We start from the raw sequence: 25,088 nt of genomic DNA, 5'->3' as shown, positions 1-25,088 counted from the left end.
CGGCGCAGCTCGCCCCCGACGCCGAGACCTACGCCTCCGTCGCCCCCGCCGACGCGGCCCGGCCCCGTCGTCCTGCCCCGTGAGGCGCGACCCGCCCCGCCACGGCTTCGACCACGCAGCGGGCCGTCGAGCCCTCCACGTCTGAGGAGCGGTCGCGCACATCCGTCGAGGCCGAGAGGACGTCCCGCCCTCGAGGCGAACGCGGGAAACGCGTGTCAGCTTTTCCCGCTAACCGGTCGCGACCCGCTCTCCGAATCGAAACAACGGGTGAAGCCGACCGCGGCGAGGAGAACGCAAGCGTTCTCCTCGCAATTCAGAACAGATCCGGCGACGGCGTCGACGCGTAGCGGATGGCGACGTCGGCGTGGCGGTCGAAGCGGTAGCCGACTCCGCGGACGGTGCGCACGATCTCCTCGTAGCGGCCGAGCTTGGCGCGGAGGCGGCGGACGTGGACGTCGATGGTGCGCTCGTTCGGCGCGTCGTCGTCCGCGGCGCCCCAGAGCGAGGCGATGAGCTCGGCGCGCTCGATGGTGCGGCCCTCGCGGAGCACGAGGTACTGGAGGAGCTCGAACTCCTTGTAGGTGAGGGGGGTGGTCTCCTCGTCGAGGATGACGCGCTTGCGGGAGATGTCGATGACGACGCCGCCGGGTGCACGGTCGGGGTCGGGCTCGGCGTCGGAGCGGCGCTTGGCGACGGCGGCCGGGTCCTGCAGCGCGAGGCGGACCACGTCCACGTCGCGGCCGCCGGCGCCCTGAGGGGCGAGGGCGACGGAGGCGTAGGTCTCGGCGTCGGGGGCGAGCTGCGCCGTGACGCGCTTGAGCTCCTCGACCAGGCGGCCGAGGTCGACTCCGGCGGCACGGGCCTTGGCCTCGTCGATGCCGACGTAGAGGGCGAAGCCGCGGGCCTCGGTGCCCTGGGGGACGGCGCGGAGGCGGGGTGCTGCGGGCGCGGCGTCGGCGACCGGCTGGAGGCGGGGCGCCTCGGTGGAGGTGGCGGCGGTGACGGTGCGGGTGTGGAGGAGGGTCATGACGAGTCCTTGGCTGGTCGGATCCGGGACGAGTGTCCGAGGGTGCGGATCCGGGTGTGCGCGATCGAGCCGGCCCGCGGTGCGCGGTGGCGGCAGAGACGGATGCGGGGCATCCAGGGGATCGTCCGCGCCTCGGACGCTCAGCCGATCGTGACGATCAGCGGGCGGAGGCGGTGCGGGGATCCGGCGAGGTCAGTTCCTCATGCACACATTCGACAGCACATGACGGGGCCACCGGCCATCATCATGCCGGCATTCCCGATGGCCTCGAGGGAGGTCAGGGCGTGCAGGGTGTCAGTCATGTCCGTCAGTAAAGCGGAGGCCGGTGCACGGCGTCAACACTTCCGTGGGGATGGACGGCGCGTCGGGGGTGGTTCCGGTGCTCGGGAGGAGGCGCGAGTCGTGACGGGGGATCGCGATGCGGCCGCTGCGCGGGCTGCTCGATCAGCAGGACGGGCGGTGCCGGACGGTCTCGCTGAGGGGGTGTCGAGACCCTCGCTGCGCCGGCCGACCGGCACGGCTCAGCGGGGCTCCCTGTTCCGAGGCGCGACGCGAGGCCCGCTCGTCCGGGGGCCGGTGGGCTCAGCCCGCGAGGCCGTAGAGGCGGTCGCCCGCGTCGCCGAGGCCGGGGACGATGTAGCCGAGCTCGTTGAGCTTCTCGTCGAGGGAGCCGAGGACGATGGTCACGTCGCGGTCGCCGAAGGCCTTCTCGACGGCGGCCAGGCCCTCGGGGGCGGCGAGCAGGCAGACGGCGGTGACGTCGACCGCTCCCCGGTCGAAGAGGAACTGGATGGCCGCGACGAGCGAGCCGCCGGTCGCGAGCATAGGGTCGAGGACGAAGCACTGGCGGTTCGACAGGTCGTCGGGCAGGCGCTCCGCGTACGTGGTCGGCTCGAGCGTCTCCTCGTTGCGTGCCATGCCCAGGAAGCCGACCTCGGCGGTCGGGATGAGCTTGACCATGCCCTCGAGCATCCCGAGGCCGGCCCGGAGGATCGGGACGACCAGCGGCTGCGGGTCGCTGAGCGCGAGGCCGGTGGTCTGCGTCACGGGGGTCTCGATGGTGACGGTGCGGGTGCGGACGCCGCGGGTGGCCTCGTAGGCGAGGAGCGTCATCAGCTCCTCGGCGAGCTGCCGGAAGGTGGGGGAGGGGGTGCGCTTGTCACGCAGCACGGTGAGCTTGTGGGTGATCAGCGGGTGGTCGGCTACGTGGACGCGCATAAGCTCAATCTACTGGCCGGAGCGGCGCCCCACCGGCCGCAGCGGGCTGCCGCAGGAGGGGGAGCGATGCGCGACAGCGATCTCCGCGTCCCCCACCGCTCCGAGGAGTGGATGGGCCTGGCGCTCGACGAGGCGCGGCGGGCCGCGGGCTGGGGCGACGTCCCCGTGGGCGCGGTGATCCTCGACTCGGAGGGTGCGGTGCTCGGGCTCGGGCGCAACGAGCGCGAGCTGCGGCGGGATCCGACGGCGCACGCCGAGGTGGTCGCGATCCGCGCGGCGGCCGAGGCCCGCGGCGACTGGCATCTCGAGGGCTGCACGCTGGTGGTCACGCTCGAGCCGTGCGTGCTCTGCGCCGGAGCGATCCTGGCGGCGCGGATCGACCGCGTCGTCTTCGGCGCGTGGGACGAGAAGGCGGGCGCTTCCGGATCCGTGCACGACCTCCTCCGCGACCGCCGGCACAACCACGTGGTCGAGGTGTACCCCGGGGTCCGCGCCGCGGAGAGCTCGCGGCTCCTGCTCGACTTCTTCGCCGACCGCCGCTGACGCCGAGCGCCGCCGAACCCCTCAGCTCGGAGCGCCCAGCCACTCCGTCAGCGCGAGCCGCGTCGCCGCGTGCATCCGCTCGAAGCGCTCCGCCGCGACGTCGTCGGCGAGCGCGGCGGCGTCGTAGCCCGCCGCTCCTGCCCACTCCCCGTCGCCCTCGAGCCACTGCGCGGCCATCGTGCCGGTCAGCTCGGGGTGGAACTGCACGCCGAGGAGCCAGTCCTCCACGGCGAACGCCTGCACCTCGCCCGCCGGCGACGACGCCAGCAGCGCCGCTCCGCTCGGCAGCGCGAAGGTGTCGCCGTGCCACTGCATCACGTCGACGCCGGAGAGGTGCCGGAGCGGGGAGCCGGCGCCCTCCTCCGTGAGCACGACCGGGCGGAAGCCGACCTCGCGGGCCGATCCGGGATGGACGGACTCGCCCAGGGCGGTCGCGATCAGCTGCGCTCCGAAGCAGACGCCGAGCGTGGGACGGCGGTGGTGCATCCGGTCCTGCAGGAGCGCGATCTCGGGGCTGATGAAGGGGTGCCGCGAGGTCTCGTAGACGCCGGCGCTGGAGCCGAGCGTGACGACGAGGTCGGGGGCGAGGATGTCGATCGCGTCGAGGTCCGTCCCTGCGACGGCGTCGACGGCGAACCCCCGCTCGGTCAGCATCGGCTCGAGCGCGCCGAGCCCGGCACCGCGCTCGTTGACGATCGCCAGGGCCCGGCGCATCTCAGGCGCTCCCGTGCGGCGCGGCCGGCGGGGAGGCGGCGGGCGGAGCGGCGGCAGCGGCCGCCTCCGTCGCGGCCGGACGGGCCGCCGCCGATCCTGCGCGTCCACGGTCGACGTCGGGCTCGAGGTAGATCGTGGTGGCGGCGGGAACGGCCTCGCGGATCCGCCTCTCCGCCGCGTCGATCCCGGCGGCCACGTGCTCGAGGGTCTCGGCGGCCGGGAAGGCGAGCTTCGCGGCCACGAGGATCTCGTCCGGCCCGAGGTAGAGGGTGCGCATGTGGATGACGCGCTCGACGTCGCGCCCGGCCTCGAGCGCGGCGCGGATCGAGGCGGCGTCGGCGGGAGTCGCCCCCTCGCCGACCAGCAGGCTCTTCGTCTCGACGCCCAGCACGATCGCCACCACGATCAGCAGGGTGCCGATCATGATCGTTCCGATCGCGTCGTAGACCGAGTCGCCGGTGATCACGGTCAGCCCGACTCCGAGCAGCGCGAACGTCAGGCCGGTGAGCGCGGCGACGTCCTCGAGGAGCACGACCGGCAGCTCCGGCGCCTTCGCCCGGCGGATGAACTGGAACCAGGACTGCGAGCCGCGGACCCGGTTCGACTCCTTCACTCCCGTGCGCAGCGAGTAGCCCTCGAGGCAGATCGAGATCACGAGGACCAGGATCGGCAGCCAGGCGTTCTCGAGCTCGTGCGGCTCGGCGATCTTCTCGATGCCCTCGTAGAGCGAGAAGACGCCGCCGACCGAGAACAGGATGATCGACACCACGAAGGCGTAGACGTAGCGCTCGCGCCCGTAGCCGAACGGGTGCTCCTCGTCGGCGGCCTTCCGCGACTTGCGGCCGCCGAGCAGCAGGAGCAGCTGATTGCCGGAGTCGGCGAGCGAGTGCACGCCCTCGGCGAGCATGGAGGCGGATCCGGAGAAGAACCAGGCGACGAACTTCGTCAGGGCGATGCCGAGGTTGGCCGCGAGCGCCGCGATGATCGCGGTGCCGCCTCCGGATGCGCTCACGTGGTCTCCTCGGGCTCGCCGCTGGATGGTCGGGCCATCCTACGAGGCCCCGGACCGCCCCTGGACCCCCTTGCCGCGGGCTCTTCGTAGGATGAGCGGCGTGACCGATGCGCCCGTCCTGCTCCCGTCCATCGCCGTCCTCGGCCTCGGCTCGATGGGGGGTGCGATCCTCCAGGGCCTGCTGGCTCCCGGCGTGCGCGTCGAGGGGGGCGTGCGGGTGACCAACCGCGACTCCGCGAAGGCCGCTGCGTGGGACGGCCACCCGGTGGTCACCGCCTTCGCCACCGCGGACGACCCGGAGGCCAACCGGCGTGCGGTCGAGGGCGCGGCGATCGTGCTCGTGGCCGTCAAGCCGCACATGGTGCCGGACCTGCTCGACGAGATCGCCGACGCGCTCGCCCCGGGCGCGGTCGTCGTCTCCGTCGCCGCCGGCGTGACCGCGGCCACGTTCGAGCGGCACCTGCCCGCGTCCGTCGCCGTGCTCCGCTCGATGCCGAACACTCCCGCGGTCGTGGGCCGCGCCGTCACCGGCCTCAGCGCGGGCACGCGGTCCGGCGACGAGGACCTGGCGCTCGTGCGCCGCCTGTTCGAGACGGTCGGCGAGGTGGTCGAGGTGCCGGAGTCGCAGCTCGACGCGCTCTCGACGATCTCCGGCTCGGGGCCCGCCTACGTGTTCCTGCTGATCGAGGAGCTCATCGCGGCCGCTGTCGCGAAGGGCTTCACCCCGGAGCAGGCGTCGACGATGGTGGTCGGCACGTTCCGCGGCGCGGCCGAGCTGCTCGCGGACTCCGGCGAGGAGCCGGCGGAGCTGCGCCGGCGGGTCACGAGCCCGAAGGGCACCACCGAGCGGGCCGTCGCGGTCCTGCAGGAGGCCGACCTCGCCGCCCTCTTCACGCGGGCGACCGACGCCGCGCTGGCCCGCGCCCGCGAGCTCGCCGCCTCCTGACTCCGCACTCCTCTCCGCGAGACGCCGCTCGGGTACGCGACACGCCGGAGCGGGCGTACCGGAGCGGCATCCCGCAGAGGAGGAGGAGGGAGGGGGCGCGGGTCAGGAGCCGAGGGCCGCGAAGCGCTCGATGTCGCTGGGGGTGCCGCTGACCACGATGAGGTCGTGGTTCGAGACGACGGTCTGCTCGGTCGCGTAGGTGAAGGGCTTGCCCGGGCTCTTGACGCCGACGACGGTCACGCGGTGCTTGCGGCGCACGCCCGACTCCGTGAGCGTCAGCCCCCGGATCGGCTTGGGCGGGTACATCTTCGCGAGCACGAAGTCGTCGTCGAACTCGATGAAGTCGAGCATGCGGCCCGAGACCAGGTGCGCGACGCGCTCGCCCGCCTCCGCCTCCGGGTAGATCACGTGGTTCGCGCCGATCCGCTCGAGGATCTTGCCGTGCGAGCGCGAGATCGCCTTCGCCCAGATCTGCGGGATCTTGAGGTCGACGAGGTTCGCGGTGATCAGCACGGACGCCTCGATGGAGGAGCCGACCGCGACGACGGCGACCTGGAAGTCCTGCGCGCCGATCTGCGCGAGGGCGTCGAGCGAGCGGGCGTCGGCCTGTACCGCGTGGGTGACCCGCTCCGACCACTTCTGCACGAGACCGGCGTCGGCGTCGATGGCGAGGACCTCGCGGTCGAGGCGGTCGAGCTGGCCGGCCGTGGCGGCTCCGAAGCGCCCGAGGCCGATCACCAGCACCGGGGCGTCGTACCTGATGCGGTCAACCAACGATGGGCCTCTCTTCCGGTCGTCTGAACAACTGCCTCCGCTGGCTCGCGGCGAGCGCGGCGGCGAGAGTCACGGTACCAACGCGGCCCATGAACATCGTCAGCGCCAGGATGTAGACCCCGGACGGCGGCAGCTCCGCGGTGAGCCCCGTCGAGAGCCCGGAGGTCGCGAAGGCCGAGATCACGTCGAAGAGCACGTGGTCGAGCGAGGCCTTGGTGATGTGCAGGATCAGGACGCTCGACACGGCGACCGTCGTCGCGCCCCACAGCACGACCGAGACGGCCAGGCGCAGGACGTCGTTCGGGATCCGGCGGCCGAACGCCTCCATGTCGTTGTTGCCTCGGGCCTCGGCGAAGGCGGCCAGGAACAGGATCGCGAGGGTCGTGACCTTGATCCCGCCGGCCGTGGAGGCCGATCCTCCGCCGATGAACATCAGCATGTCCGTCACGAGCAGGCTCGAGCCGTTGAGGTCGGGGACCGAGATCGTCGAGAAGCCGCCCGACCGCGTCATCGTCGAGAGGAAGAAGGACTGGAAGACGGTGTCTCCCGCATCGAGGCTGCCGAAGGTCCTCGGATTGTCGAACTCGAGCACGATGTAGAGGACGGCCCCGGCGACGAGCAGGATCACGGAGGTGACCAGCGTCAGCTTCACGTGCACCGACCACTTGCGCGGGCGCCGCCAGCCGCGGGAGAAGGCGTAGATGACGGGGAAGCCGATCGAGCCGAGGAAGACGCCGAGCATCAGGATGCCGAGGAACCAGTAGTCGTCCTCGAACGGGGTGAGTCCCGCGGCGTTCGGGGCGAAGCCGGTGTTCGTGAACGCCATCGCGGAGTAGTAGAAGGAGTGCCAGACGGCCTCGCCGATCGGGATCCCGTCGATCAGCATCCGCGGGAACAGCAGGAGCGCGACGATGATCTCGATCGCGGCGGCGCTGATCGCGACGGTGGCGAGCAGCCCGCCGATCTCGCCCAGGCGCACGGCCTGGCCCTCGGCGACGGGGCCGGAGTGGATCCGCAGAGGGTTCGAGTCGCTGGCGACCATGAGCTTCGCCCGGAGCCCGAGGCGGCGCGAGATCGCCAGGCCCATGATCGAGGCGAGCGTCAGCACTCCCAGAGCGCCGATGTTCACGCCGACGAAGATGATCGAGTGGCCGAACGCCGACCAGTGCGTCGCCATGTCGACCGTCGCGAGGCCGGTCACGCAGATCACCGACATCGCGGTGAAGAAGGCGTCGTGCAGCGGAGTGACGGTGCCCGTGGTGCTCGACACCGGCAGCGAGAACAGCAGGGTGAACACGAGCACGAGCGCCGAGAAGATGAGGATCGCGAAGCGGGACGGCGAGCGTCCGGCGAAGTCGTCGATGAGGTCGCGGGCCCGCTCGAAACCCGACCAGGGGGAGACGGGCGAGACGCCCACGGGGCTGCGGAACTGCTGCCGAACCACCACGGCGGATCCTCCACTCGATCGCGGCCATGCTACCCGCTCGGTGCCGGGCTCCCGGGGCGCTGACTAGCCTGGGCGCATGGCTGACATCTTCGGGGTGATCGCGGACGGGACCCGCCGGGACATCCTCGCCCTGCTGCTCGAGCAGCGGCGGGACGGCTCGGCCGAGGGCATGAGCGTGTCGCGGATCGTGGCGCGCCTCGAGCTGAGCCAGCCGACCGTCTCGAAGCACCTCAAGGTGCTGCGCGAGACCGGCCTCGTCACGGTGCGCGAGAGCGGACAGCACCGCTTCTACGCGCTCGAGTACGCGCCGCTGGCGGAGGTCGAGGACTGGCTGCTGCCCTTCCTCGCCGAGGACGAGGCGGCCGGCGCCCTGCTCGACGCTCCGACCGCGGCCCGGGCGGAGTCGCTGGGTCGGGCGCTCGCCGAGCGCACCCACCAGGTCAGCACCGTGGTGCAGGACATCCAGCGGGGCGTCAGCGAGGGAGCGACGAAGGTGGCGGAGGCGCTGCGCATCCGCAAGTGAGGGGCGCCGAGGAGCCGGAAACGGTGGAGCCCCGGGTCGTGTAAGCTCGCGGGAGCCAGTTTTTCGTAAGCGGCCGCCCGTCGGGCGGTCGACCCCCTGAACGTTGTGAGGTCTTCGTGGGTTCTGTCATCAAGAAGCGTCGCAAGCGTATGGCGAAGAAGAAGCACCGCAAGCTGCTTCGCAAGACTCGCCACCAGCGTCGCAACAAGAAGTAGGCTCGCGCCTCTTCCCACTCGAGCGTCCGCCCTTCCGGGGTCGGGCGCTCGTCTGCGTTCACGGATCATCCCGGCGGCGCTCGCCGTCTCGGCGCCCGTCGCCGGGGCCGCCGTACACTGACCGCATGGTGGACGTGGAGCTGACGCTCGTGGGCAAGCCGGGCTGTCATCTCTGCGACGACGCGCGGACCGTGGTCGAGCAGGTGGTCGCCGACCTGGGCGCCGAGGCGTCGGTCGCCGTCTCGGAGGTGTCGATCCTCGACGATCCCGAGCTGCACGAGCGCTTCGTCGAGGAGATCCCGGTGGTGCTGATCGACGGGCGCGTGCACACCTTCTGGCGGGTCGATCCCGCGCGGCTCCGGCGGGCCCTCCTCGATCGCGGGTGAGCTTCGACCGGGCCGTCCGGACGGAAGCACGACCGCGACGTCCCTCTGACGGGGGACGGGACGGCTCGCGAAAGCTCGCCTCTCGCCCTTACCCTCGTGAGGGGGGAGTGCGCTCCTCCGTGCGCGGACGCAGATCGTCGCCCGTGGAGGAAGGAACCGCCATGCCGTCATCCCGCCGACTCGCCCTGCCCGCCGCCGCTCTCGCGGCGCTCGTGCTCGGCCTGGCCCTCCCCGGAGCGGCCGTCGCGGCACCCTCCGCCTCGACGGTCTCGACCACGGTCGAGCAGCCGGCCGCGACGACCATCCCCGGCGTGCCGGAGGATCCCGAGCAGCCGGGCGACGGCGGCTCCGACCCCGTTCCCGGCGTCCCCGAGGAGCCGTCCGTTCCCGGAGTGCCCGAGGAGCCGGCAGAACCCGAGCAGCCCGCTCCCGTCGACCCCGCGCCCGTCGACCCCGCGCCCGTGGACCCCGCGCCGGTCGATCCGGCACCGGTCGACCCCGCGCCCCAGCAGCCGAGCCAGCCCTCCACCGGCGGCGGATCCACTGGCGGCGGCTCGACCGGCGGCGGCCAGCAGGGCGGCTCCGGCGGCGGTCAGCCCTCCACCGGCGGCGGATCGTCCTCCGGCGGCTCCGGCTCCGGCGGCGGCACCACCGGCGGAGCGACGTCCGGCGGCACCTCCGGCGGCGGCACCACAACCGGCACCACCACGTCCGGCAGCGCCGGCTCCTCCGGTGCGGGCGCCGTCACTCCGGCGGCGTCGGCCCCCGGACGCACCGAGCTCGGCACCTCGACCGAGGGCGCGAAGCCGGCGGCCGGTGCCGCGACCGCGGACGTCTTCCTCACCCGCGAGCTCGCCGTGCAGCCGGAGGCGCTCACCGTCGAGCTCGCCCGCTTCTACGGCGTCGGCTTCTCGTACACCGGCTTCGCCAGCGGCGAGGCCGTCTCCGCGGTCCTCCGCGACCCGAACGGCACCAAGACCCCGCTGACCCTCGAGGCGGGGAGCGGCACAGCGACCGTGCCGACCGCGCTGATCACCAAGTCGGGCGCCTTCACGGTCGACCTCACGGGCGACCAGGGCTCCGCCGCCAAGGTCGTCTTCCGGCTCGCGCCCTCCACCGGCAACGGCCTCCTGCTCGAGCCGCGCGAGCTCGGCGACGGCAGCACCGAGGCGCCCCGCGGCGCCGTCTGGGGCTTCGACGCCGACGAGGAGGTCGCCGTGGGCGCCTTCGAGACCTCCGGGTCCCGCGCCGACCTGGCCGCCGGCGACGTCGCCGTGCAGTCCGACTCCATCGGCTGGGCCGAGCTGGCGCTGGGCGACGCGGTCATCGCCGACCCCGACCCCTCCGTCTACTGCGTCGTCGCCTTCGGCCGCGAGTCGCACCGCACGGCAGCTGTGACCGTCTCCTACCGTGACAGCGACACCACGGCCGCACCGTGGGAGGCGCAGCAGGTCTGCGGCACCGCGATCAGCGCCGCGCGCACCGCCTTCCTCAGCACGGCCGCCTCGGCGGGACCGGCCGGCATCACGCCGACCACCGCGCTGATGATCGGCGGCGGCGCGGTCGCCGCGTCGCTCGTCGCCTGCGCGGCCGTCCTGGTCGTGATGCGCCGCCGGCGCATGAACACGGACCTCTTCATCGGCGGACCGCTGCCGCGCACGCAGAGCGACTGACGCGTCCGGAGGACGAGGGAAGGCCCGCGGGACGCGATCCCGCGGGCCTTCCCTCGTCCTCTCCCGGCGCTCAGCCGGCCGCGGTGAAGCGGAGGAGGATCGTCCGCGCCTCCGGCCGCAGCTGGAAGTCGGGCCACACGTCCGGACCGCACGCGCGGGAGCCCAGGCCGTGCTGGGCGGCGTCGATCACGAGGACCGCGCGCTCCGACTCCGGCAGCTCGTGCGGGTGCGCGGCTGCCGTGATCTCCTGCGGCGTGTGCCGCGCCAGGGTGAAGCCGGGGAGGCGCCCGTGCAGGTCGCGCGCGGCTTCGATGCGGAGCCGGGGCGAGCCCGCCTCCGTCAGCGTCAGCTCGCGCACGCTGCTGCGGTGACCGCTCTCCTGCGGGCGGGCGTACGGAGTCGTCAGCCGGTCCATGTCCGCCGTGAAGCGCCCCACCCGCGCGGCCCGGAGGCTGTCGGGGTAGGACTCGAGCGGGCCGGTGCCGAACCACTCCGCGCCGTCGATCGACGCGGGCATGTCGATCCGGATGCCCAGCCGCGGCCAGACGGAGTCCCAGCCCCGGGTCGGCACGAGGTCGACGCGGAGGACCGTGCTCTCCCCGTCGACGCTCCAGCGCTCCTCCATCAGGAGTCCCGCATCGAGGTCCGCGGCCGAGAAGCGGGTCACGCGGCGGAGCCCGGCGGAGGCGTCCACCTCCTGCACGCGGCCGACCAGGCGGTCGAGTCCGGCCTCGCGCCAGCGGGCGGCGGAGGAGGGGGCCGGCATCCCGCGGCCGTCGCCGTCGTACGGGTCGCCGGTGACGTAGCCGGGGAAGCCCGCGCCCTCGTCGTTGTCGGTCGGGGCGCGCCAGAGCTCGGCGCGCGGTCCGTCGACGGGCAGGCCGGCGAGGGAGGCGAGCCGGCCGTCGCGGAACCGCGCGACTCCGAGCGCGCCGCCCTCGAGGGGCGGAGCGGCGCGGACGGCGCGGGTCCACGCGGGCACCGCCGACGGCACGGCGAGGAGGTGCTGACCGGTGGAGAGCACGTGGCCCTCCTCCGCCCAGGCGGTCGAGGCGTCGAGGACCGCGTCGACGGTGAGCCAGGTCTCGCCGCCGGGACGCACCTCGAGCGGGGGGAGCTCGACGTGCACGGCGTCGCCGGCCGCGATGACCGGGGCGTCGAGCACTCCCTCCGCGGTGACCCGCCCGTCCCGCTCGACCCGCCACGCGAAGCGCAGATCGGCGGTGGAGGCGTCGTGTCGGCGGTTCTCGATGACGACGCCGTCGCCGCGGACCGTGAGGCGCACCGGAGCGACGATCTGCTTCCACTCGAACAGGCCCGGGCTGGGCGTGCCGTCGGAGAGCACCATGCCGTCCATCACGAAGTTGCCGTCGTGCACCACCTCGCCGAAGTCGCCGCCGTACGCGTAGTACTCGACGCCCTCCGGCGTGCGCGCCCGCAGGCCGTGGTCGCGCCACTCCCAGACGAAGCCGCCGTGCAGCCGCGGGAAGCGGTCGACGAGGTCCTCGTACTGGTCGATCGCTCCCGGGCCGTTGCCCATCGCGTGCACGTACTCGCAGAGCAGGAAGGGCTTGGAGCGCTGCCGAGCGGACTCGCCGGGGGAGCAGCCGAGCAGCGGAGTGAGCGAGCCGTCGGTGCCGATCCGCTCGGTCTCGGGGATCGAGGAGTACATCCGCGAGTACACGTCGGTGTACGCGCCGGTGTAGTCGCCCTCGTAGTGGACGGGGCGCTCGGGGTCGCGGCCGTGCACCCAGGCGGACATCGCGGCGAGGTTCGCGCCGGTGCCCGCCTCGTTGCCGAGGGACCAGAGCACGATGCTCGGGTGGTTCTTGTCGCGCTCGACGGTCCGCTCGATGCGGTCGAGGTAGGCCTCGCGCCAGGCGGGGTCGTCGCTGGGGTTGCCCGCCCAGCCGACCCGCTCGAAGCCGTGGGTCTCGAGATCGCACTCGAGGACCACCCAGAAGCCGAGCTCGTCGGCGAGGTCGAGCAGACGGGGATGCGGCGGGTAGTGGCTGGTGCGGATGGCGTTCACGTTGAAGCGCTTCATCATCGCGAGGTCCTCGCGGGCGGAGTCCTCGTCGAACGCTCGACCGCGGTCGGGGTGCGTCTCGTGGCGGTTGACTCCGTGGAAGACGACGCGCTCGCCGTTGACCAGGAAGCGGTCGCCGCGGATCTCGACCGTGCGGAAGCCGAGCCGCAGCGAGACCGTCTCGCCGGCTGAGGCGAGCGTCGCGTCGTAGAGGCGCGGAGCCTCCGCCGACCACGGCTCGACCTCGGGCACCTCGATCGCGGCGATCTCCTCCGCCGAGGCCCAGACCGTCTCGATCCCGAGCCCGGGCACGCGCAGCGTCAGCGGAAACGCGTCGGCCGCGGCGGTCACCTCCGCCTCGATGCGGCCCGCGCCGCCGGCGAAGGAGGAGCGCAGCCACACGTCCTCGATCCCGCCGACGGGGCGCGCGAGCAGGTGCACCGAGCGGAAGATCCCCGGCAGCCACCACTGGTCCTGGTCCTCCACGTAGCTCGAGGCCGACCACTGGTGCACGCGGACCACGACGAGGTTCTCGCCCGGGCGGACGACGCCGGTGACGTCGAACTCCTGCGCGAGCCGGCTGCCGGAGCCGATCCCGATCTCGACGCCGTTGACCCAGACGCGGTAGCGGGACTCGACCCCGTCGAAGCGCAGGACGACCGCCTCGGCGGAGTCCCACTCCTCCGGAACCACGACAGTGCGGCGGTAGTCGCCCGTCGGGTTCGCGTCCGGCACGAACGGCGGCTCGGTCGGGAACGGGAACTGCACGTTCGTGTAGGCCGGCAGTCCGTAGCGCCCGTCGCCCTGCAGCACCCAGTGCGAGGGCACCGGCATCAGATCCCAGCCGGAGTCGTCGAACGACTCGTCCCCGACGGCGTCCACGCCCTCGCCCTCCGGCAGCACGCCGGCGCCGCCCGGGGTCCCCGGAGCGGCGGGGAGCAGGCGGAAGCGCCACTCCCCGTCCAGCGGGAGCGCCGGGGCGTCGGTGTGCAGCCACGAGCGGGGGGCCCGGCGGCGGCCGGAGCCCGGCCCGGTGTCCGTCAGGTAGTGGGAGGTCGTCGGGGGAGTCGTCACTTCACGGAGCCTTCCGTCAGGCCGCCGCGCCAGAAGCGCTGCAGCACGATCATGGCGATGGCGAGCGGGATGATCGACAGCAGGACGCCGCCGGTCGTCAGCTCGTAGAACTCGGGCAGGCGGTCGACCTGTCCGAGCCAGTTGTTCAGTCCCAGTGTGATCGGGAACAGGTTCGTGTCCGAGAGCATCACCAGGGGCAGGAAGTAGTTGTTCCAGATCCCGACCAGCTGGAAGAGGAACACGGTGACCAGCGCGGGAGTCAGGATGCGCAGCCCGAGCGTGTGGAAGATCCGCAGCTCCCCGGCGCCGTCGATGCGCGCCGCCTCGATGATCGCGGTGTCCACGGTCGCCTGAGCGTAGATCCGGCAGAGGAACAGCCCGAACGGCGAGACGAGCGAGGGGATCAGCACGCTCCAGTAGGTGTTCGCGATGCCCATCTGGCTGAAGAGCAGGAACAGCGGCAGAGCGGTCGCGGTGCCCGGCACCAGGACGCCCGCGAGGATCGTCCCGAACACGAGCCTGCTGCCGCGGAACTCGTACTTGGCCAGCGCGTAGCCGCCCGCCGCGGCGAGGTAGGTCGCGAGCAGGGCGCCCACTCCGGCGTAGAGGACGGAGTTGAGGAACCAGCGGACGAAGATGCCGTCGCCGTAGGTCAGCACCTGCGTCAGGTTGTCCCAGAGCGCGAACGTCGGGGCGAACCAGAAGCCGTAGGTGGCGAAGAGGTCCTCGGTCGTCTTGGTCGCCGCGACGACGACCCAGTAGACGGGGATGAGGAAGTAGACCGCCACGACGACGAGGATCGCGGTGACGATGATGGTCGAGGCGCGGTTGCGGCCGGCCGAGCGGTCGGGCCCGCGTCCGGCCTTCACGGGGCGGTCGGCGGTGACGACTCCGGTGGTCGTGGTCGGCGGGGTCTCGGTGCGGCTCATGACGACCTCCTGTTCGAGATCGAGAGGAACGTGAAGGAGAGCAGGAACGCGACCAGCGCGATCAGGACGGCCTGGGCGGCGGCGACGTTGTAGTCGTTGTAGGCGAAGGCCGTGGTGTACGCGCTGAGGTTCGGCGTGTACTGGCTGTCGATCGCCGGAGCGACCGTCTTCAGCACCTGCGCCTCGGCGAACAGCTGGAGCGTTCCGATGATCGAGAAGATCGTCGTCAGCACCAGCGCGGGGCGGATGAGCGGCAGCTGGATGCTGCGGGCGACGCGCCAGGTGGAGGCGCCGTCGACCTTCGCCGCCTCGTAGAGCTCGACCGGGATCGCCTTGAGCTGGGCGACGATGATCAGCATGTTGTAGCCGGTGTAGCTCCAGAGCGAGATGTTCGCGATCGACCAGAGCACCGTGTCCGCACCGAGGAAGTCGGGCTGGAGCCCGACCACGTTCGCCGCGTCGATGAGCGGGCTGAGGCCGGGCACGTAGAGGAACGACCACAGGATCGTCGCGATCACTCCGGGCACTCCGTAGGGGAGGAAGTAGGCCGCCCGGAAGAAGCCGGGGAACTTCGCCGACGCCGACTCGAGCATCAGCGCGAGGACGGTGCAGAGGGCGATCATCACCGGCACCTGGACGATGCCGAAGAGGAACATCCGCCCGATGGAGGCGATGAAGTTGCCGTCGGCGAGGGCCTGCGCGTAGTTGTCGAAGCCCGCGAACCCGCTGGTGACCCCGGCCTCGCCGAAGAGGCCGGAGCGCGTCACCTTCGTGAAGCTGGAGCCGACGGCGACGACGATCGGGACGATGAACGTGAGGACGAACAGGGCCAGGAAGGGTCCGAGGAGGATCCACGGGGCGCGGGCGACCGCGCGGCTGCGCCGGGGCGCGCCCGGCGTCCGCGTGGTGGCCGCGACCGCGGCGGCGGCGGGGGAAGTCGTGGTGGTCATGCGGAGGCCCTCCTGATGCTCAGGCCCTTGTTCTCGAAGACCGTGATGATCTGCTGCTCCGCCTCGGCGACCGCGTCCACGAGCGAGAGCCCGGACGCCTTCTTCCGGAAGCCGTCGCTGAGGATGTTGAAGGACTGCTGCGTGACGGGCCACCAGGACCAGTCCGGGTTCTGCTCCTTCGATGCGGGCACGAGGACGTCCTCGTTGTAGTTCTGCCCGCTGAAGAAGTCGCTCGGACCTTTGCGGGCCGTGCCGATCTCGCCGACCGCGGGAGACCAGCCGATGCCGCTGTTGGCGATCATCGCGTCGATGCCCTCCTGCGTGGTGGTCATCCAGACGGCGAACTCGATCGCCTCCTCCGGGTGCTTGCTGCTCGAGAACACCGCGGCGGTCGATCCGCCGAGGAAGCTCGAGCCGAAGCCGGTGTCGCCCCAGACGGGCATGGGAGCCGCGCGCCACTTGCCCGCGCCTCCGCTGACCCCCTCGATCAGGGCGTCGCCCCAGCTGCCGGTGGCGCAGGAGGCGATGCCGCCCTTCGCCGCGGCCGCGAACCACGCGGGGGAGTAGGCGCCGTAGCCGGTCTGCACCAGGTCCTGGTCGATGGCCGTGTCGAAGAAGGAGGCGACGCGCGTCGTGGCGTCGTCGGTCATGTCGATGACCCAGCCGTCCTCCTCCGGGCGCAGCCACTGCGCACCGGCCTGCGTCGCGAACGCGGCGAAGACCGAGGCGTCGGCGAGGGGGAAGCAGTCGATGTAGGAGCCGGCTCCGCGCAGCTCCGTCGCCACCGCTGCCCAGTCGTCCCAGGTCGTCGGCGGCTCCGCACCCACCTTCCCGAACACCTCGGGCTGGTAGAAGAGCGCCATCGGGCCGCTGTCCTGCGGGATGCCGTAGACGCCGCCGGTGTAGCTGACCTGGCCCCAGAGCGTGGGGTCGTACAGGTCGCGGTACTGCTCGACGCCGTACCGGGTGAGGTCGACGAGGCCGTTGACGAGCATGAACTCGGGGACGGAGCGGATCTCGACCTGGCCGAGGTCGGGCCCGCCGCCCGCGGCGAGGGCCGAGTAGAGCTTCTGGTACCCGCCCGCGTTGCCGCCGGGGATCCAGACGGCCTCGACCTGGATCTCGGGGTGCGAGGCGTTCCAGACGTCGCAGACCTTCTGCAGGTCCTTCAGCCAGCCCCAGTACTGCAGGCGGACCGGGCCGGTGGCCGGGGCGATCGTCGGCGCCGTGTTGACCGAGACGGTGCCCGGTGTCGCGCAGGCCGTCAGGCTCCCGAGTGCCGCGGTGCCGAGACCGGCGGCGATGAGCTGTCTCCGGGTGAACGGATGCATCTTCCCTCACTTCGTCGTGGTGGAGAGCCGGGGAGTCTCACCCGGCGATGATCGGGACGCTACCACGAATTCGAGTAGCTACTCGAAATTGGCGGCACTGCTCCTCCGCCGCCGCTACGCTGGCCGTTCGAGGGGCACGGCGAGGCGCCTCCAGTGCGGAGGAGGGGTCGATGGCGGAGGCGACGAGGCGACGCGGCCCGTACGCGAAGTCGGCCGAGCGCCGCCGCGCCATCATCGAGGCCGCCCACCAGGTCTTCGCCGCGCGGGGCTACGCCCGCGGCTCCCTCCAGGAGGTCGCCGACCGCGTCGGGCTCAGCCAGACGAGCCTCCTGCACTACTTCCCGTCGAAGACCGACCTGCTCTTCGCGGTCCTCGAGCACCGCGACCTGATCACGGGCGACGGTTCCTCGCCGCCGGACCCGGAGGAGGGGCTGGTCGCCGGCATCCTGCGGCAGACCCGCTACAACGAGACGGCGCCCGGAGTGATCGAGCTGTACGCCGTGCTCTGCGGCGAGTCGACGACGCAGGAGCACCCGGGGCGCGACTTCTTCGCCGCGCGGTTCCGCCGGCTCCGCAGCGAGTACACGGCCGAGCTGCGCGAGCTCCAGGCCGCCGGGCGCCTCCGCGAGGGGTCCGATCCGGAGCGGGTGGCGGCGTCGATCATCGCGCTCTGGGACGGCGTGCAGCTGCAGTGGCTGCTCGAGCGCGACGCGGTGGACATGGTGGCGTGCCTGGCCGACTACCTCGACCTCGTGGTGCTGCCGGCTCCCTAGCCGCTGGCGCGAGGGAACCCCGGCCCGTCGAGGGGACCCGCCGTCCGCGGCGGTCTCGATGGTCCGGGGTTCCCTCGACCGTGGTGCGCGCCTAGGGCAGCAGGCGGGTCGGGCCGCGGAACAGGTAGGTGACCTCGCGGAGGTTCGCCTGGTTCAGCATCAGCATGATCACGCGCGAGAGGCCCATGCCGAAGCCGCCGTGCGGCGGGACGCCGTAGCGGAAGAAGTCGAGGTAGAACTCGAGCTCCTCCGGGTCCAGGCCCTTCTCGCGGGCCTGCTCGACGAGGACGTCGACGCGGTGCTCGCGCTGCGCTCCGGTCGAGATCTCGACGCCGTTGTAGATGAGGTCGTAGCTGTTGGTGATCGTCCCGTCGCCCTCGCGGCGCATGTGGTAGAACGGCCGGATGCTCGACGCGTAGTCGGTGAGGAACACGAAGTCGTGCCCGAACTCCTCCTGCACGTAGGCCGCGATGCGGCGCTCGCCCTCGGGGTCCATGTCGTCGTCGGCGCGGGGCACCTCGTAGCCGCGCTCGGCGACGATGCGCTTGGCCTCGGCGAGCGGGATGCGCGGGAACGGCGTGGTCGGGACGGTCAGGTCGATGTCGAAGAGCGCCTTGACCTCGGCGCCGTGCTTCTCGACGACGGCGGTGAGGCCGGCGACCATCAGCTGCTCGTGCAGCTCCATGACGTCCTCGTGCGAGTCGATCCAGGAGACCTCGGCGTCGACGCTCGTGAACTCGGTCGCGTGACGCGAGGTGAAGCTCGGGTCGGCGCGGAAGGCGGGGCCGACCTCGAAGACCTTGCCGAAGCCGGCGGGCTGCGCCATCTGCTTGAAGAACTGGGGGCTCTGCGCCAGATAGGCCTTCGTCTCGAAGTACTCGACCTCGAAGAGCTCGGCCCGCGACTCCGAGGCGCTCGCCATGAGCTTCGGGGTGTGGATCTCGATGAAGTCGTGCTCGATCCAGTACGTGCGCAGCGCGTGCTCGAACGTGGTCTGCACGCGGGCGATGAGGTTCTGCTCGGGACGGCGCAGGTCGAGGAAGCGCCAGTCCATCCGCTTGTCGATGCCGGAGTCGGGCGCGATCGGCGCCTCCGGGATCGACGCGGCGACGACCTCGAGCGTCTCGAGCTTGACCTCGATGCCGCCCAGCTTCACGCGCTCGTCGTGCTTGAGCGCGCCGGTGACGGTGATGAAGGAGCCCTGGGCGAGGCCGGAGATCTCCTCGGTGATCGCGAGGCGCGCAGCCGACGCGTCGTCGCCCTCGACGGCCTCGCGCACGGTCGGGTTCACCAGCTGCACGGCACCGGACTCGTCGCGCAGGACGACGAACTGCACCTTCTTCTGGTCGCGCACGGTCTCGACCCAGCCGGACACGCGGACGGGTCCGTCCTCGAGCGCGGCGAGCTTCTTGACAGTGGTTCGGGGGAGGCGGGTCTCGTCGGTCACGGTAGGGGAGTCTACTCGGGGGCCGCCGGGCGGCGACGGGTAGCGTCGGAGCATGAGCACCGCACTGATCACCGGCGCGTCCTCCGGCATCGGCCTCGCCTTCGCCCGGGCGTTCGCGCGCCGCGGCTGGAGCCTCGTCCTCGTCGCCCGCAGCGAGCAGCGCCTCCAGGAGGCGGCGGCCGGACTGCGCGGCCTCGGCGCCGCGGCGGTCGAGGTCCTGCCCGCGGACCTCGGCGACCGCGAGCAGGTCGAGCGCGTGCGCGCGCGGCTCGTCGATCCGGCCCGTCCGGTCCGCGTCCTCGTCAACAACGCCGGCTTCGGGATCGACGGGACCTTCGCCGAGCCGGACGTCGCCGCCCAGGACCGCGCCTTCGAGGTGATGGTGCGCTCGGTCGCCGTGCTCTCGGGCGCGGCGGCCGAGGCGATGACCACCCGCGGCCGCGGCGCGATCCTCACGGTCTCGAGCGTCGCGGGCTTCGTGCACCTCGGTCCCTACTCCGCGGTGAAGGCGTGGGCGACCGCCTTCGCGCAGTCGCTGGCCGTCGAGCTGCGCGGCACCGGCGTCCGCTCGGCCGCGCTCTGCCCGGGCTGGGTGCGCACCGAGTTCCACGAGCGGGCGGCGATGGACACCTCCTCCATCCCCTCCTTCCTCTGGCTCGATGCGGACGCGGTGGTGGAGGAGTTCCTCCGCGACGTCGCGCGCGGCTCCGTCGTCTCGGTGCCGTCGGTGCGCTTCGGGGTCCCGATGGCCGTGGTACGGCACCTGCCCGGACCGCTCGTGCGGCGGCTGTCGGCGGCGGTCTCGGCGCGGCGCTGAGGCTCCGCTCAGGTCCGGCTCAGGCGACCCTTTTCCCGGCGTTCCCCCACGCCGCGTTCCGTACACTTGACGCTCGTGGTTGCCGATCAGATCCATCTCGTGCGGCACGGCGAGGTGTTCAACCCCGACCGGGTCCTCTACGGACGACTCCCGAACTTCCGGCTCTCGGATCTGGGCCACCGCATGGCCCGCTCCGCCGCCGACGACCTGCTCGAGCGCCGGCGCCACCTCACGGCGCTGATCGCGTCGCCGCTCCAGCGCACGCAGGAGTCCGCGCAGCCCATCTCGCAGGCGTTCGAGCTCGAGATCCGCACCGATGAGCGGGTGATCGAGCCGAGCAACCGCTTCGAGGGGAAGTCCCTCGCCGCGCGCAGCTCCGCCCTGCGGAACCCCAAGCACTGGCCCTGGCTCCGCAACCCCTTCGAGCCCAGCTGGGGCGAGCCGTACCTCTCCATCTCGGCGCGGATGTACGCGGCGATCGAGTCGGCGTGGCAGAGCACCGAGGAGGGCGACGCCGCGATCGTCAGCCACCAGCTCCCCATCTGGACGGTCCACCGCGCCCTCGCCGGAGAGCGCCTCTTCCACGATCCGCGCAAGCGCCGCTGCGCCCTCTCGAGCATCACGACCCTCGAGCGGCGCGGGGACGGCTTCGTCGAGGTCGGCTACTCCGACCCGGCCGCCGGCCTGCAGGGCCTGGCCACCGACGTGGGAGCGGTCTGATGCGCCGGACGGGGCGGCTCCGCGCAGCGGGCGTCCTCGCGCTGGCCGCCGCGCTCGCGCTGACGGGCTGCTCCGAGGATCCGCTCGCCGACCAGTACCGCAACGGCAGCAACAAGGGCTACATCTCGGGGGACGGCACCGTCACCGAGATCGCCGCCGCCGACCGGGACGACCCCATCGTCTTCTCCGGCACCGACGAGACCGGCGCCACCATCGACTCCGCCGACCTCGCCGGGCAGGTCGTCGTCGTCAACTTCTGGTACGCCAGCTGCGCCCCGTGCCGCGCCGAGGCCGCTGACCTCGAGACGGTGAACACGGAGTTCGCCGACAAGGGCGTGTCGTTCGTCGGCGTCAACGTGCGCGATCAGGCCCCCACCGCGGCCGCCTTCGCCGAGACGTTCGGGCTCGGCTACCCCTCCATCGTCGACACCGACTCGTCGGTGCAGCTCGCCTTCACCGGCACCGTCCCGCCGAACGCCGTGCCCACGACGCTCGTCCTCGACAGGGAGGGGCGCGTCGCGTCGCGCATCCTCGGCCAGCTCCAGGAGGCGTCGATCCTCTCGACCCTCGTGGGCGACACGCTCGCCGAGGAGGAGTAGCGGCGTGGGCGACATCGTCGTCAGCGGTCAGCTCCTGCTGGCCGTGCCGATCGCGCTCCTGGCCGGGCTCGTGTCCTTCGCGTCGCCCTGCGTGCTCCCGCTGGTGCCCGGCTACCTCGCCTACGTCGGCGGATTCACCGACGCCGACGAGCGGGCGGCCCGCGGACGCCGCCGGGTCGTGCTGGGGGTCCTCCTCTTCGTGCTCGGATTCTCGCTGGTGTTCGTCCTCTACGGGGCGGCGGCGGGCACGGTCGGCTTCTGGCTGCGCCAGTACACCGACCTGATCACCCGCGTCCTCGGGCTCGTCGTGATCGCGATGGGGCTCGTCTTCATCGGGCAGTTCTCGATCCTCCAGCGCACGCTCCGGCCCGGGATCCGTCCCGCCACCGGGCTGATCGGAGCGCCGCTGCTCGGCATCGTCTTCGGCGTCGGCTGGACGCCCTGCCTCGGCCCGACGCTGAGCTCGATCCTCGCCCTCAGCTACGGCGTGGGCTCGCCCTGGCGCGGCGCCCTCCTCGCCCTGGTCTACTGCCTCGGACTCGGCATCCCCTTCCTCCTCGTCGCCTTCGGCTTCAGCTGGGTGACCAGCACGCTCGCCTTCGTGAAGCGCCACATCCGCGTGGTCAACATCCTCGGCGGCGCCGCCCTCGTCCTGATCGGAGTCCTGATGGTCACGGGCATCTGGAACACCCTCGTCTACGGATCCCTCTCGGCGGTGATCGATGGCTTCCAGCCGGCGATCTGAGCCCGAGGAGAGCACGCGCCGCCCCGACGAGGCCGCGCAGCGGAGGACGGACGCCTCCTTCCGCCCCGCCGACCACTACGACTCCGACGGCACCGTCACGCAGCCGGCGCTCGGGTTCACCGGCTGGCTCCGGTGGATGTGGCGCCAGCTCACCAGCATGCGCACGGCGCTGTTCCTTCTGCTGCTGCTGGCGATCGCGGCGGTCCCCGGATCGCTCGTGCCGCAGCGCTCCTCCGACCCCAACGGCGTGACCCAGTACTTCGTCGACAACCCCGACCTCGCGCCCCTGCTCGACAGGGTGCAGGCGTTCGACACCTACACCTCCGCCTGGTTCTCGAGCATCTACCTGCTGCTGTTCATCTCCCTGATCGGCTGCATCGTCCCGCGCACGCGCCACCACTTCCAGGCGATGCAGTCGCGGCCGCCGCGCACCCCCGCGCGCCTGCAGCGCCTCGCCGGCTACACCGTCCGCGAGGTCGAGGGCGCGACGGAGGAGGAGGCCGTCGCCTCCGCCCACTCCGTCCTGCGCCGGGCGGGCTACCGCGTCGAGCGCTACGACGACCCGCGCGGCCGCTGGTCGAGCGTCTCGGCCGAGCGCGGCTACCTCCGCGAGACCGGCAACCTGGTCTTCCACTCCGCCCTGGTCGGCATCCTCGTCGCCGTCGGAGTGGGCGGCGGGTTCGGCTACAGCGGGCAGCGCGTGCTGGTCGAGGGCTCCCAGGGGTTCGCGAACAACCTCGCGGCCTACGACTCCTTCAACCCCGGCCGCTTCTTCGACAGCAGCCAGCTCGACCCGTACCAGCTGACCCTCGACAGCCTCGACGTGAAGTACGAGGAGCAGAACCAGTCGGCGCTCGGCCAGCCCGTCGACTTCACCGCGAACGTCACGACCTCCGAGCGCGGCGGGGGCACCGAGGACCGCACGATCAAGGTCAACGACCCGCTCGCGATCGGCGGCACGAACGTCTACCTCCTCGGCAACGGCTACGCCCCGACGATCACGGTCCGAGACCCCTCGGGCCGGGCGATCTTCACCGACTCGGTGCCGTTCCTCCCGCAGGACGCGAACCTGACCTCCGTCGGCGTCGTGAAGGTGCCGGACGGGCTCTCGGAGCAGCTGGGCCTCACCGGCTTCTTCTACCCGACGCAGGACACGCTGGCCTCCGGGGCGTCGACCTCGATCTTCCCCGACCTGCAGTACCCCGTGCTCTCGCTGAACGTCTTCGCGGGCGACCTCGGCCTCGACGGGGGAGTGCCCACATCCGTCTACGTGCTCAACACCGACTCGCTGACCCGGCTCACCGGCGGCACCACCGGCGTCGCGCCGATCACCCTCAAGCCCGGCGACACGGCCGAGCTCCCGAACGGGCTCGGCAGCGTGACCTTCGACAACACGGGCGCCGACCCGACGCGGATCGGCACCGACAGCGTCAAGCGCTTCGCCTCGTTCGACATCCACCACGACGCGACCCAGGGCTGGGTGCTGCTCTTCGCGATCCTCGTGCTCGCCGGACTCCTCACCTCGCTGTTCGTCCCGCGGCGCCGCGTGTGGGTGAAGGCGACCGCCCAGCACGACGGCGGCCTCCTCCTCGAGTACGCGGGACTCGCCCGCGGCGAGGACCCCCAGCTGGTGCGCGCCGTGCGGACGATCGCCGACCGGCACGCCCCGCTCGACTGACCCGCCTCCCGGACGCCCCGGAGGCCCCTCCACAGGCGCCGCCCGGCTGGGCAGGGGCCGAGTCTGTGCAAGCGCGAAGGGGCGGGCGGGGCGGCGAGCGATTACCCTGAGGAGGTGATCGCGACCCTCTCGCAGTACTCGGTGCTGTGCCTCTCCTCCGCCATGGGCATCTACGCCATGGCGTTCGTCTTCTTCGCGATCGACCTCGCCCGCCGCGCCTCCCTGGCCGACGGCGAGTCGATCGAGGTCGTACAGGAGGCGGAGCGCGTCGCCTCCGCGGCCGCCGCCGACCGCGCGGCCAGCGGCAAGGCCACCGTCGCCGCCGCAGGCTCCGGACGCACCGCGACGCTCTCCCGCATCGGCAGCCGCGTCGAGGACGAGGTCTACCGCGCCCCCGCCCGCTCGAAGACCATGCGCATCGGGTTCTCGCTCACGCTCCTCGGCTTCGTGCTCCACCTCGCCGCGACCGTCCTCCGCGGCGTCGCCGCCGGCCGCGTCCCCTGGGCGAACATGTACGAGTTCTCGATGACCGGGACGCTCATCATCATCGGCGTCTTCCTCGCCGTCCAGCTGCGCTGGGACCTCCGCTTCCTCGGAGCGTTCATCACCGGCCTCGTCCTGGTGCTCCTCGGCATCGCGACCGTCAACTACTACGTCGCCGTCGTCCCGCTCCCGCCGGCACTCCAGTCCTACTGGCTGGTCATCCACGTGCTCGTCGCGATCCTCGGCACCGCGTTCTTCGCCCTCGGCTTCGCGCTCTCGGTCACCCAGCTCCTCCAGGCCCGCCGCGAATCCTCCGGCGACAGCCCCCGCTCGGTCCTCCGCTTCCTGCGCACCCTGCCCAGCTCCCTCACCCTCGAGAACCTCGCCTACCGCGTCACGATCCTCGGCTTCATCCTCTGGACCTTCACGCTCATCGCCGGCGCCGTCTGGGCCGAGAAGGCCTGGGGCCGCTACTGGGGCTGGGACACCAAGGAGGTCTGGACCTTCATCATCTGGACCATCTACGCCGGCTACATCCACGCCCGCGCCACCCGCGGCTGGCGCGGCACCCCCTCCGCCTGGCTCGCCATCGTCGGCTTCGCCGCCGTCATGTTCAACTTCGGCGTCGTCAACGTGTTCTTCAAGGGACTCCACGCCTACTCCGGCCTCGACACCGGCATGTGATCGGCGGGGCCTGGCGGGGTCCCTCGCGGCGTTGTCGGCGACGAACGTAGCGCCGCTACGCCCGACGCCTCCGCCTTGCGATCGACCCCACCAGGCCCCGCCGACCGCCCACCAGGACGCGCACTGGGGACGGCTCCGCTTCGCGTTCGCCGCGGGAGGGCCTCCGCTTCGCGGTCGGGTCTGGGTGGGCTCCGCTTCGCGGTCGCCGTGGGGGAGTGCTCCGCTTCGCGGTCGCGGTGGTGGGTGGGCTCTGCTTCGCGGTCGGGTCTGGGTGGGCTCCGCTTCGCGGTCGCCGTGGGGGAGTGCTCCGCTTCGCGGTCGCGGTGGTGGGTGGGCTCTGCTTCGCGGTCG

Annotated in this window: 24 protein-coding genes; 13 read left to right on the top strand and 11 right to left on the bottom strand. The window is 72.2% G+C overall.

Annotation, left to right across the window (positions count from 1 at the left end; all coding sequences use genetic code 11):
• Nucleotides 1–313: 313 nt before the first annotated feature.
• The gene (locus C5C37_RS16070) at nt 314–1,027 is read right to left on the bottom strand and encodes a winged helix-turn-helix domain-containing protein (RefSeq protein WP_104224849.1); all 714 of its coding nucleotides are present in this window, start codon (nt 1,025–1,027) and stop codon (nt 314–316) included.
• A gap of 582 nt (nt 1,028–1,609) precedes the next feature.
• Nucleotides 1,610–2,245, bottom strand: coding sequence for a uracil phosphoribosyltransferase (gene upp / locus C5C37_RS16065; RefSeq protein WP_104224850.1), 636 nt, complete (start codon nt 2,243–2,245; stop codon nt 1,610–1,612).
• A gap of 66 nt (nt 2,246–2,311) precedes the next feature.
• Here upp and C5C37_RS16060 point away from each other — a divergent pair, with 66 nt between their 5' ends.
• Nucleotides 2,312–2,788 carry a nucleoside deaminase gene (locus C5C37_RS16060; protein ID WP_104339258.1) on the top strand — a complete coding sequence of 159 codons (477 nt, stop codon included), beginning with the start codon at nt 2,312–2,314 and terminating at the stop codon, nt 2,786–2,788.
• 21 nt (nt 2,789–2,809) lie between these two features.
• On the opposite strand, the gene C5C37_RS16055 is transcribed toward C5C37_RS16060, so the two are convergent.
• Together C5C37_RS16055 and C5C37_RS16050 are read right to left on the bottom strand one after the other, a co-directional pair.
• On the bottom strand, nt 2,810–3,502 hold the full coding sequence (locus tag C5C37_RS16055; protein ID WP_104339257.1) for a gamma-glutamyl-gamma-aminobutyrate hydrolase family protein: 693 nt from the start codon (nt 3,500–3,502) through the stop codon (nt 2,810–2,812).
• 1 nt (nt 3,503) lies between these two features.
• Nucleotides 3,504–4,514, bottom strand: a complete 1,011-nt coding sequence (locus C5C37_RS16050; RefSeq protein ID WP_104339256.1) for a cation diffusion facilitator family transporter — start codon at nt 4,512–4,514, stop codon at nt 3,504–3,506.
• A 154-nt stretch (nt 4,515–4,668) separates the two neighbouring features.
• On the opposite strand from C5C37_RS16050, the gene proC reads away from it, so the two are divergent.
• Nucleotides 4,669–5,460, top strand: coding sequence for a pyrroline-5-carboxylate reductase (gene proC, locus C5C37_RS16045; RefSeq protein WP_374953059.1), 792 nt, complete (start codon nt 4,669–4,671; stop codon nt 5,458–5,460).
• 102 nt (nt 5,461–5,562) lie between these two features.
• Here proC and C5C37_RS16040 read toward each other — a convergent pair whose 3' ends face one another.
• Nucleotides 5,563–6,234 (bottom strand): TrkA family potassium uptake protein, encoded by a 672-nt coding sequence (locus tag C5C37_RS16040; RefSeq protein ID WP_068255410.1) that lies wholly within the window; start codon nt 6,232–6,234, stop codon nt 5,563–5,565.
• On the bottom strand, nt 6,227–7,597 hold the full coding sequence (locus tag C5C37_RS16035; RefSeq protein ID WP_244229642.1) for a TrkH family potassium uptake protein: 1,371 nt from the start codon (nt 7,595–7,597) through the stop codon (nt 6,227–6,229). The genes C5C37_RS16040 and C5C37_RS16035 overlap by 8 nt, the downstream gene beginning before the upstream one ends.
• Before the next feature lie 160 nt (nt 7,598–7,757).
• Between C5C37_RS16035 and C5C37_RS16030 the strand changes: the two genes are divergently transcribed.
• The 4 genes from C5C37_RS16030 to C5C37_RS17665 all read left to right on the top strand — a co-directional run bounded on the left by C5C37_RS16030 (nt 7,758) and on the right by C5C37_RS17665 (nt 10,478).
• Nucleotides 7,758–8,204 carry a helix-turn-helix transcriptional regulator gene (locus tag C5C37_RS16030; RefSeq protein WP_104224854.1) on the top strand — a complete coding sequence of 149 codons (447 nt, stop codon included), beginning with the start codon at nt 7,758–7,760 and terminating at the stop codon, nt 8,202–8,204.
• A gap of 116 nt (nt 8,205–8,320) precedes the next feature.
• Nucleotides 8,321–8,419 carry a 30S ribosomal protein bS22 gene (locus C5C37_RS16025; protein ID WP_003792170.1) on the top strand — a complete coding sequence of 33 codons (99 nt, stop codon included), beginning with the start codon at nt 8,321–8,323 and terminating at the stop codon, nt 8,417–8,419.
• A 125-nt stretch (nt 8,420–8,544) separates the two neighbouring features.
• Nucleotides 8,545–8,805, top strand: coding sequence for a glutaredoxin family protein (locus tag C5C37_RS16020; protein WP_104282435.1), 261 nt, complete (start codon nt 8,545–8,547; stop codon nt 8,803–8,805).
• 161 nt (nt 8,806–8,966) lie between these two features.
• The gene (locus C5C37_RS17665) at nt 8,967–10,478 is read left to right on the top strand and encodes a hypothetical protein (RefSeq protein ID WP_181127442.1); all 1,512 of its coding nucleotides are present in this window, start codon (nt 8,967–8,969) and stop codon (nt 10,476–10,478) included.
• Nucleotides 10,479–10,548: 70 nt separating this feature from the next.
• On the opposite strand, the gene C5C37_RS16000 is transcribed toward C5C37_RS17665, so the two are convergent.
• From C5C37_RS16000 to C5C37_RS15985, 4 genes are read right to left on the bottom strand one after another with little or no spacing between them, the layout of a single operon-like run.
• Nucleotides 10,549–13,581, bottom strand: coding sequence for a glycoside hydrolase family 2 TIM barrel-domain containing protein (locus tag C5C37_RS16000; protein WP_219814156.1), 3,033 nt, complete (start codon nt 13,579–13,581; stop codon nt 10,549–10,551).
• On the bottom strand, nt 13,578–14,510 hold the full coding sequence (locus C5C37_RS15995; RefSeq protein WP_104225919.1) for a carbohydrate ABC transporter permease: 933 nt from the start codon (nt 14,508–14,510) through the stop codon (nt 13,578–13,580). The genes C5C37_RS16000 and C5C37_RS15995 overlap by 4 nt, the downstream gene beginning before the upstream one ends.
• Nucleotides 14,507–15,460 carry a carbohydrate ABC transporter permease gene (locus tag C5C37_RS15990; RefSeq protein ID WP_104225918.1) on the bottom strand — a complete coding sequence of 318 codons (954 nt, stop codon included), beginning with the start codon at nt 15,458–15,460 and terminating at the stop codon, nt 14,507–14,509. Before C5C37_RS15990 ends, C5C37_RS15995 begins: the two co-directional genes overlap by 4 nt.
• Nucleotides 15,457–16,791, bottom strand: coding sequence for an ABC transporter substrate-binding protein (locus C5C37_RS15985; RefSeq protein WP_104224859.1), 1,335 nt, complete (start codon nt 16,789–16,791; stop codon nt 15,457–15,459). Before C5C37_RS15985 ends, C5C37_RS15990 begins: the two co-directional genes overlap by 4 nt.
• Nucleotides 16,792–16,961: 170 nt before the next feature.
• Between C5C37_RS15985 and C5C37_RS15980 the strand changes: the two genes are divergently transcribed.
• The gene (locus C5C37_RS15980) at nt 16,962–17,564 is read left to right on the top strand and encodes a TetR/AcrR family transcriptional regulator (protein WP_244230513.1); all 603 of its coding nucleotides are present in this window, start codon (nt 16,962–16,964) and stop codon (nt 17,562–17,564) included.
• A 91-nt stretch (nt 17,565–17,655) separates the two neighbouring features.
• Here C5C37_RS15980 and aspS read toward each other — a convergent pair whose 3' ends face one another.
• Entirely contained in the window at nt 17,656–19,011 is a 1,356-nt protein-coding gene (aspS, locus tag C5C37_RS15975; protein WP_258074182.1) for an aspartate--tRNA(Asn) ligase, read from the bottom strand.
• 52 nt (nt 19,012–19,063) lie between these two features.
• Here aspS and C5C37_RS15970 point away from each other — a divergent pair, with 52 nt between their 5' ends.
• From C5C37_RS15970 to ccsB, 6 genes are all read left to right on the top strand, one after another.
• On the top strand, nt 19,064–19,828 hold the full coding sequence (locus C5C37_RS15970; protein ID WP_104262951.1) for an SDR family oxidoreductase: 765 nt from the start codon (nt 19,064–19,066) through the stop codon (nt 19,826–19,828).
• A gap of 75 nt (nt 19,829–19,903) precedes the next feature.
• Complete coding sequence (locus tag C5C37_RS15965; protein WP_104339254.1) at nt 19,904–20,548, top strand: histidine phosphatase family protein; 645 nt, start codon at nt 19,904–19,906, stop codon at nt 20,546–20,548.
• Nucleotides 20,548–21,147 carry a TlpA disulfide reductase family protein gene (locus C5C37_RS15960; RefSeq protein WP_104224865.1) on the top strand — a complete coding sequence of 200 codons (600 nt, stop codon included), beginning with the start codon at nt 20,548–20,550 and terminating at the stop codon, nt 21,145–21,147. Before C5C37_RS15965 ends, C5C37_RS15960 begins: the two co-directional genes overlap by 1 nt.
• 4 nt (nt 21,148–21,151) lie before the next feature.
• A complete protein-coding gene (locus tag C5C37_RS15955) occupies nt 21,152–21,892 on the top strand; it encodes a cytochrome c biogenesis CcdA family protein (protein WP_258074181.1) in 741 nt (246 codons plus the stop codon).
• Nucleotides 21,870–23,570: a cytochrome c biogenesis protein ResB gene (locus C5C37_RS15950; protein ID WP_104339253.1), complete on the top strand. Its 1,701-nt coding sequence runs from the start codon at nt 21,870–21,872 to the stop codon at nt 23,568–23,570. Before C5C37_RS15955 ends, C5C37_RS15950 begins: the two co-directional genes overlap by 23 nt.
• A gap of 162 nt (nt 23,571–23,732) precedes the next feature.
• Nucleotides 23,733–24,737, top strand: coding sequence for a c-type cytochrome biogenesis protein CcsB (gene ccsB / locus C5C37_RS15945; RefSeq protein ID WP_104249832.1), 1,005 nt, complete (start codon nt 23,733–23,735; stop codon nt 24,735–24,737).
• Nucleotides 24,738–25,088 lie beyond the last annotated feature (351 nt).

The organism is Rathayibacter sp. AY1F9, assembly GCF_002932155.1.
Lineage (GTDB): Bacteria > Actinomycetota > Actinomycetes > Actinomycetales > Microbacteriaceae > Rathayibacter.
This window is presented reverse-complemented; position numbering and strand designations above follow the sequence as displayed.